This window comes from Streptomyces sp. P9(2023) (assembly GCF_032436795.1).
Classification (GTDB): Bacteria; Actinomycetota; Actinomycetes; order Streptomycetales; family Streptomycetaceae; genus Streptomyces.
This window is the reverse complement of the sequence record NZ_JAUPWM010000100.1, coordinates 1-1,050: the sequence shown is the minus strand read 5'-3', so window position 1 is coordinate 1,050 and position 1,050 is coordinate 1. Positions and strand designations below refer to the sequence as shown.

The following is a 1,050-nucleotide window of genomic DNA, read 5'->3' as shown; positions in this document are numbered from 1 at the left end:
TGTATTGCCCTGTGAGGTTGGGGACGCGGCTGGCGGGTGGTTTGCCTGCGAGGGCGGTGTGTCCGCGGTGGTGATTGTAGGTGTGGAGCCACTCGGGGAAGGCTGCTCGGCGTTCGGCCTCTGACTGGTAGGGGCGGGCGTAGGCCCATTCCTCGAGCAGGGTGCGGTTGAGGCGTTCGACTTTGCCGTTGGTCTGGGGCCGGTAGGGCCGGGTTCGCTTGTGTGCGATCCCGGCCGCCGTCAGGGCGTCGCGCCAGGCGTGGGATTTGTAGCAGGCCCCGTTGTCGGTCAGGACGCGTTCGACGGTGATCCCGACGCTGGTGAAGTAGGCGTGGGCCCGGAGCCAGAAGCCGGTGGCGGTCTCTTTCTTCTCGTCGGCCAGGATCTCGCTGTAGGCGAGGCGGGAGTGGTCGTCGACGGCGGTGTGGATGTAGCTGTAGCCCAGGCGGGGGCGCTTTTTGCGGCCGGCCTGGCGGCCGAGGGTCTTGTGGCCGCCGCCGTCGGGGATGTTGCCGAGCTTCTTGATGTCCACGTGCACGAGTTCGCCGGGCCTGTCACGTTCGTAGCGGCGTATGACACGGCCGGTGGCCCGGTCCAGACAGGTCAGGCGGGCCAGGCCGAACCGGGTCAGCACGCGGTGCACGGTCGAGGGCACCAGGCCCAGCAGGTGAGCGATGCGGGCCGGGCCCCACCGGCGGGCGAGGCGGACCTTGATGATCCGCCGTTCCGTGCGGGTGGGAGTCCGCTTCGGGCTGTGGTGCGGGCGCGAGGAGTGGTCGGCCATGCCGGCCTCGCCCGCAGCCCGGTAGCGGGCCGCCCACCGCTGGGCGGTGGTGGGCGAGACCTGGAAACGCTCGGCCGCCCGGCGCAGCGGCCAGCCGTCATCGACCACGCAGCGGGCCAGCCGCAGGCGTCCGGTCTCGGTCAGGGGTGCATTACGGTGAGACATGAGGGCCTTTTGTCGTTCGGTGGAGATGTCGCAATCCACACCGAACCCGGAAGGCCCTCACCCGTTCAAGACGCCTCAGCCGAGACCTCCCTCACCCGTCC

Annotated in this window: 1 protein-coding gene; it reads right to left on the bottom strand. The window is 69.9% G+C overall.

Features of this window, described 5'->3' with window-relative positions:
- Positions 1 to 949: IS481 family transposase (locus Q5762_RS36800; RefSeq protein ID WP_315896674.1), on the bottom strand; the 949-nt coding region annotated here is incomplete at its 3' end.
- Between the last annotated feature and the right edge of the window lie 101 nt (positions 950 to 1,050).